Origin of the sequence: Nevskia soli, assembly GCF_903970205.1 — a bacterium.
Taxonomy (GTDB): Bacteria; Acidobacteriota; Terriglobia; order Bryobacterales; family Bryobacteraceae; genus Bog-113.
This window is the reverse complement of the sequence record NZ_CAJCHS010000112.1, coordinates 1-6527: the sequence shown is the minus strand read 5'-3', so window position 1 is coordinate 6527 and position 6527 is coordinate 1. Positions and strand designations below refer to the sequence as shown.

Sequence of the window (6527 nt, the reverse complement as noted above, 5' to 3'; positions counted from 1 at the left end):
CAGCTCGCTTATGCGATCGGCGTGGCTGAACCCGTTTCGGTCAACGTCAACACGTTCGGCACGGGCACGATCCCGGAAGAAAATATCTGCGGTTTGATTCGCGCGAACTTCTCGTTGACACCGGCAGGCATCATCAAGACTCTGGACCTCCGGCGCCCGATTTACCACAAGACCTCAGCCTTCGGGCATTTCGGCCGCACCGAAGAGAGTTTCTCGTGGGAAAAGACGGACAAGGTTGACGCGCTCCGCAGCGCCGCCAAAATTGCCGCACCGGAACTCGCCGAAGTCGGCGCGCGCTAATCCAATTTCACCCCGAAAGGCAAATGAATATAAATAATGCCAGCTAACGTTCAAACTCAAATCGCTCACGACGTAAAAGACCTTTCGCTCGCCGATCTCGGTAAGCGCCGCGTGGAATGGGCCTTTCAGTCGATGCCCGTTCTTCAAACCATCCGCAAGCAGTTCATCAAATCGCAGCCGCTCGCGGGCATGCGCGTGGCGGCTTGCCTGCACGTCACCACCGAGACGGCGAATCTGATGATTGCTCTTCGAGACGGCGGCGCCGACGTGACCCTGTGCGCTTCCAACCCCCTGTCAACCCAAGACGATGTCGCCGCGACTCTCGTCAGAGACTACAGCATCGGCGTGTTCGCGATTAAAGGCGAATCGAACGAGTTGTATTACCGGCATTTGAACGCCACCGCGGACATCCGTCCTCACCTCACCATGGACGATGGCGCGGATCTGGTATCCCTCCTTCACACCAAGCGAAAAGAGTTGCTCGACGAGATCGTCGGCGGCACCGAGGAAACCACCACCGGTGTGATCCGGCTGCGCGCCATGGCCGCGGAAGGCGTGCTTCGGTACCCCATCGTGGCGGTCAACGACGCTTACACCAAGCACCTGTTCGACAACCGCTATGGCACCGGCCAATCCACGATTGACGGGATTATCCGGGCAACCAACGTCCTGTTCGCGGGGAGCACGGTCGTGGTGGCCGGCTACGGCTGGTGCGGACGCGGTGTCGCGATGCGCGCGCGCGGTCTCGGCGCCAACGTCATCGTTACTGAAATCGACCCCACCAAGGCGCTCGAAGCCGTGATGGATGGCTACCGCGTGATGACCATGAACGAAGCCGCTCAGATCGGCGACATCTTCATCACCGTCACCGGTAATAAGCACGTCATCGGACGCGAGCACTTCGGCCGCCTCAAGAACAACGCGATCATCTGCAACTCGGGGCACTTCAATATCGAGATCGATCTGGAAGCGCTCGCCAAAGCCGCGGTTTCCCGCCGTGAAACCCGCGAGTTCGTTGAGGAGTTCAATCTTGGCGACGGCCGCCGGGTTTACGTGCTCGGTGAAGGCCGGCTGATCAATCTGGCCGCGGCCGAAGGCCATCCGGCTTCCGTGATGGATATGAGCTTTGCCAACCAGGCGCTTTCGGCCGAGTACATGGTGAAGAATCACGCCTCGCTCGAGAACAAAGTCTATTCGGTTCCCGAGAAGCTCGATAAGCAGGTCGCGCGGCTCAAACTGGAAGCGATGAACGTACAGGTGGATCGCTTGACGCCCGAGCAAGAGCACTATCTCGCGAGCTGGAACGAAGGCACGTAGACGCCCGAGGAAGAAGTCTCAAGATACCCGCCGGATAGCGCCCCTTTTGATCCTTGGTTGGGAACCGAAGGGCATGCCGAACTCAGTAGATTCAGTACGTTGCAGAGCCGCGACGGCGACGGAGCGGTTACGGCACGGGCTGCTAGACTGGATCGGTTGCCTTTATTCGGAGGATTCAGCGCCTTAGGTTGGGTCATCGTAAAGGCCCTTCTCCTTTACCTCACAGCGGTGTTCGGGTTTCGGTTGGGAGAGCGCCGAACCCTCGCCGAAATGTCGGCATTTGATTTTGTCGCGGCCGTTGCAGTGGGCGCGATCGTGGGACGAGTCCCTAACGCAACCACGACGAGTTATGTTTCCGGGGCGGCGACGCTGGTGACGGTCCTCGTCGCGCACCGGATCGTATCAAGGCTCCGGCAAATTCCGCGTTTTGCGACGCTATTCGACCATCCGCCCAAGGTACTTCTCTCACGCGGGCAGATTATCGATTCCGAACTCCGCCGGGCGGGATTAACCAGGGACGACATGCACGCGCTGCTACGCCAGCACGGGGTCTTAAACCTTGAAGACGCTCATCTGGTCATCTTTGAACAGCGCGGGAAACTATCGGTAATCCGCCGGGATGAAGTGCGGGATCCTGCGCCGGAGCTGATCCGCGGCCTCCACTGAATCGTCGGCGCCGCGACCGAAAATGGAACGGGTCGAACCTTCGAATGCCCTTGCCCGCGCGTTGGCGCTGAAACGGGACCATTAACTGCGACGCGGCGAAACATAACGGGCGCTAACCGCCCGCCCGGATGTTAAAATAGAGTCAAACATGCTGCCCGACCTTGAAGCGGCGGTGCGCCTCCATGACATCGATGGCCGAATCGCTGTTTTGCAAAAAGAGATCGCGGCGTTACCGAAGCACATTGCGGAAATTGAAAAGAAGCTGAGTTCCCACGAACGGCGGCTCGAGATCGACCGTTCAGCTCTATCGGCCAATCAGAAAGAACGGAAGCGTCTCGAGGGCGAAATCCAACTTGCGGAAGGCAAGATCTCCAAGTTGCGCGGCCAGGCCCTTGAGGCCAAAACCAACGAGCACTACCGCGCTTTTCAGAATGAGATCGATTACGCGACCAAGGAAATTCGCGGCGCCGAAGACCGCATTCTGGAGCTGATGACTGCCTCCGAACCGCTGGATGCGAACGTCAAGGCCGCGGAAGCCGCGCTGAAGGACGAGCGCAAGCAGGTCGACGCGGAAAAAGGCGAAGCCGAGAAGCGCGTAGCGGGAACCCGAAAGACTTTAGACTCGCTAATGGCCGCGCGCCGGGAAACGATCGCGACCATGAGCCCCGCGGTAGTCACGGCTTATGAACGCATCCGCAAAACACGCGCCGGGATCGCGGTTTCAGAAGCCTTGGACGGCCGCTGCCGGCAATGCCACATCACGCTTCGTCCGCAGTTCATGCAGGAACTGAAACGCGGCGAGAAGGTAATGTTCTGCGAGAGCTGCAGCCGGATGCTCTACTGGAATCCCCCGAAGAGTGTCGAGGCTCTGGCGGGGATGAACGCGGTCAGCGCCAAATAGCCTGACTCGTTATACTCACAGAGGTTGATCACCGTGCCCGTACGTACATTCCTGCGCCTGTTTGCGCACATACAAATGCTCCCCATTCTGGAGAGCGGAGAAGAGACGCTCGTCGGCGGCCAGGCGGTGATGGAAGGCGTCATGATGCGCGCCCCGCACAGTTACTGCGTTGCCGTGCGCAAGCCGAATGGAGAGATCGCAACCGACGAACTGCCGGTCTCGCGCATGTCGGAGAAATACCGGTTCTTCCAATGGCCCGTCTTGCGCGGATTAGGGACGCTCGGTCAGGCGATGACTCTGGGATTGAAGGCGCTCCGTTTCTCGGCGAATATGGCCCTAGAGGCCGAACAGGCCGCGGCCGCGAAACCGGTATCCAACGGCGCGCTGGTCGCGAATCTGCTATTTTCATTGGCGTTTTTCATTTTTCTGTATAAGTTCGTGCCTCTCTACCTGGCCACCCAGATCGGCAGCCACGTGGCCGCGCTGCACGGCCGGGTCATGCTCAATCTCGTGGACGGTTTCATTCGCATCGGCATCTTTCTCGCGTTCCTGTTTTTGATCTCGCGCGCCAAGGATATTCGGCGCGTCTTCGAGTACCACGGGGCGGAACACAAAGTGGTCTTCAACTACGAATCGGGCCAGCCCGTGACCGTCGAAAATGCGCAGCGGTTCGTTACGTGGCATCCGCGTTGTGGAACCAGTTTTCTGCTGGTGGTGATGGTCATTTCGATGCTGGTCTATATCGCGATTCCGTTCGACGGGTTCACCGCGCGTCTGCTCTCGCGGATCGCGCTGCTGCCGCTCATCGCGGGCCTCAGTTATGAACTGATCCGGTTCGCGGCCAAGCGGCAGGGTTCGTTCCTGGCGCTTCTGACAACGCCGGGTTTATGGCTGCAACGCGTGACCACCCAGCCGCCATCTAATGAGCAGGCGGAAGTCGCCATCTGCGCGCTCGACCGGGCCATGGCTCTCGAAAGCAAACAGGGCGGGGAACTGGTAATCGCTTGATCGGACGCCGGATCGGATAAGTGTGACGCTGTGCAATTCGTAGAGAAGCTGGAACAAATCGAGAGACGCTTTGAAGACGTGACGCGTCAGCTTGCCGACCCCATTGTGATCAACGATGGCGACGCCTATCGCAAAGCGGCCAAGTCGCACAGCGATCTCGCCGAAATCGTGGCCAAGTTTCGCCAGTGGAGAAAGTCGTATACGGAGCTGGAACAGGCGCGCGGCATGGCGACGGAGAAGGACCCCGAGCTGCAGCAGATGGCCGCCGAAGAAACCACGCGCCTCGAGCCCGAAGTGCTGGCCATCGAGGAAGAGCTTCGCGTGCTGCTGCTGCCCAAAGATCCCAACGACGAGAAAGACTGCGTGCTCGAAATCCGTGCCGGGACGGGCGGCGACGAAGCGACGTTGTTTGCCGCCGAGATTTTTCGCATGTATACCCGCTTCGCGGAAACGCAGCGCTGGCGCGTCGAGATCACCTCGATGAGCGAGAGTTCGGTCGGCGGCCTCAAAGAAGTGCTGGCGCTCGTCAGCGGCGAGAAGGTCTATTCGAAGCTTAAGTACGAGAGCGGCGTGCATCGCGTGCAGCGTGTTCCCGCGACCGAGACCCAGGGCCGCGTCCATACCTCGGCGGTGACCGTGGCGGTGCTGCCGGAAGCGGATGAGGTGGAAGTCAAGATCGAGGAGAAAGACATCCGGATCGATACGTTTTGCTCTTCCGGTCCGGGCGGCCAGTCGGTCAACACGACTTACTCCGCCGTTCGCATCACGCATCTTCCGAGCGGTCTGGTAGTCTCCTGCCAGGACGAGAAATCGCAGATCAAGAACCGCGCCAAAGCACTGCGGGTGCTGCGGTCGCGCCTCTATGAGATGGAACTCGAGAAGCAGCAGGCGGCGCAAGGCGCGGAACGCAAAACGATGGTGGGCACGGGGGACCGGAGCGAGAAGATCCGCACCTATAACTTCCCGCAGAATCGCGTGACCGACCATCGCATCGGACTGACGATGCATCAGCTCGATCTCTTCATGGAAGGCCGCATCGAACCGATGCTGGACGCGCTTACGACTTACTTCCAGACGGAGAAGTTAAAGAAGGAAGGCGAAGCGGCTTAGCAGCCCGTGGTAGTGACCGCTCCGTTACCGTCGCGGCTCTGTAACGAACTGAATCTCGGTAACGTACTGAATCTCGGTAACGAGCCGAATCTCGGTAATGTACCGAATTTACTGAGCCGCGCGCGTCAGCAAGCGGTGTTCGACTACAACCACGGGTTCTTAGGCCGGTGCTGAACGTAGGAACCGCGCTGCGCCAGGGCGTGGAGTTGCTGGAGCGCGGGGAAATCGACGCGCCTCGGCTCACCGCCGAAGTGCTGCTCGCGCACGCGCTGCATAACGATCGCACGTATCTCTACGCGCACCCCGAACGGGAATTGCGCGAGGTCGAGTGGATCCACTACGGCCGCTACCTCCACGAGCGTCTGCGCCATAAGCCGCTTCAATACATAACCGGCAAACAGGAATTCTACGGACGCGATTTCCGCGTCACGCCGGACGTACTGATTCCGCGGCCGGAGACGGAACTCCTGGTGGAAACGGCGCTTCCGTTTGCGCGCTCGGCCGCCATGACGGTCGATGTGGGAACCGGTTCCGGCGCCATCGCCATCACGTTAGCGCTGGAGGGCGCGCGGCGGGTTGTCGGCGTCGACATTTCGGAAGCCGCCCTCACCATCGCGCGCGCCAACGGCGATTCGGGGAATGCCCGCGTCGATTGGATCCAGGCGGACGGGCTATCCGCGCTCGCCGACCGCTCTGTGGGACTGATCGTCTCCAATCCACCCTATGTGGCCGAAGAAGCGCGCGCCACGCTGCAGCCGGAAGTGCGCGACTGGGAACCGTCACTCGCGCTATTCGCTGAAGGGGACGGGCTTGCGTTCTATCGCCGTTTACTCCCGGAAAGCGCGCGTGTGCTGCGTCGAGGTGGAGGACTGGTACTGGAACTTGGCGCGGGCCAAAGCGCCGACGTCGCGCAGATGCTGGACGCGCGTTGGTCCGAGCCGCGCATCGGGAAAGATCTCGCGGGAATCGACCGCGTACTCTACGCCGAATTGAGACCGTAAACGATCCGCCGCACCCAGGATCGCGGCGCCAGCCGGATGCCCTCTGCTCCGAGCCGATTCTGCCATCAGGTAATCGCGACCGCCTTGCCTTGGAGCATCGCCGCGTAACCGATGCGCGCAACCTCGGCCGCCGTCATGACCTTTACACCGGACGTGAAGATTTTGGTTTTCTCCGCCCCCGAGCGTGCCTGAAACTCGGTCGACGTTGGGCCGGGGCAAAGCGC

7 protein-coding genes are annotated in these 6527 nt (G+C 60.4%); all 7 read left to right on the top strand.

Going from position 1 to position 6527, the window contains the following annotated elements:
- The coding region (locus H1Y01_RS05185) for a methionine adenosyltransferase domain-containing protein (RefSeq protein ID WP_180539201.1) at nucleotides 1–300 on the top strand (300 nt) is incomplete at its 5' end.
- 36 nt (nucleotides 301–336) lie between these two features.
- Nucleotides 337–1617 carry an adenosylhomocysteinase gene (gene ahcY, locus H1Y01_RS05180; protein WP_219341287.1) on the top strand — a complete coding sequence of 427 codons (1281 nt, stop codon included), beginning with the start codon at nucleotides 337–339 and terminating at the stop codon, nucleotides 1615–1617.
- A gap of 156 nt (nucleotides 1618–1773) precedes the next feature.
- Nucleotides 1774–2283 (top strand): DUF421 domain-containing protein, encoded by a 510-nt coding sequence (locus H1Y01_RS05175; protein WP_219341286.1) that lies wholly within the window; start codon nucleotides 1774–1776, stop codon nucleotides 2281–2283.
- 148 nt (nucleotides 2284–2431) lie between these two features.
- Nucleotides 2432–3184, top strand: a complete 753-nt coding sequence (locus H1Y01_RS05170; RefSeq protein WP_180539200.1) for a zinc ribbon domain-containing protein — start codon at nucleotides 2432–2434, stop codon at nucleotides 3182–3184.
- Between the two features lie 33 nt (nucleotides 3185–3217).
- Entirely contained in the window at nucleotides 3218–4192 is a 975-nt protein-coding gene (locus H1Y01_RS05165) for a DUF1385 domain-containing protein (protein ID WP_219341285.1), read from the top strand.
- A 30-nt stretch (nucleotides 4193–4222) separates the two neighbouring features.
- Complete coding sequence (gene prfA / locus H1Y01_RS05160; RefSeq protein WP_180539199.1) at nucleotides 4223–5302, top strand: peptide chain release factor 1; 1080 nt, start codon at nucleotides 4223–4225, stop codon at nucleotides 5300–5302.
- 167 nt (nucleotides 5303–5469) lie between these two features.
- A complete protein-coding gene (gene prmC / locus H1Y01_RS05155) occupies nucleotides 5470–6303 on the top strand; it encodes a peptide chain release factor N(5)-glutamine methyltransferase (protein WP_219341284.1) in 834 nt (277 codons plus the stop codon).
- Nucleotides 6304–6527: the final 224 nt, after the last annotated feature.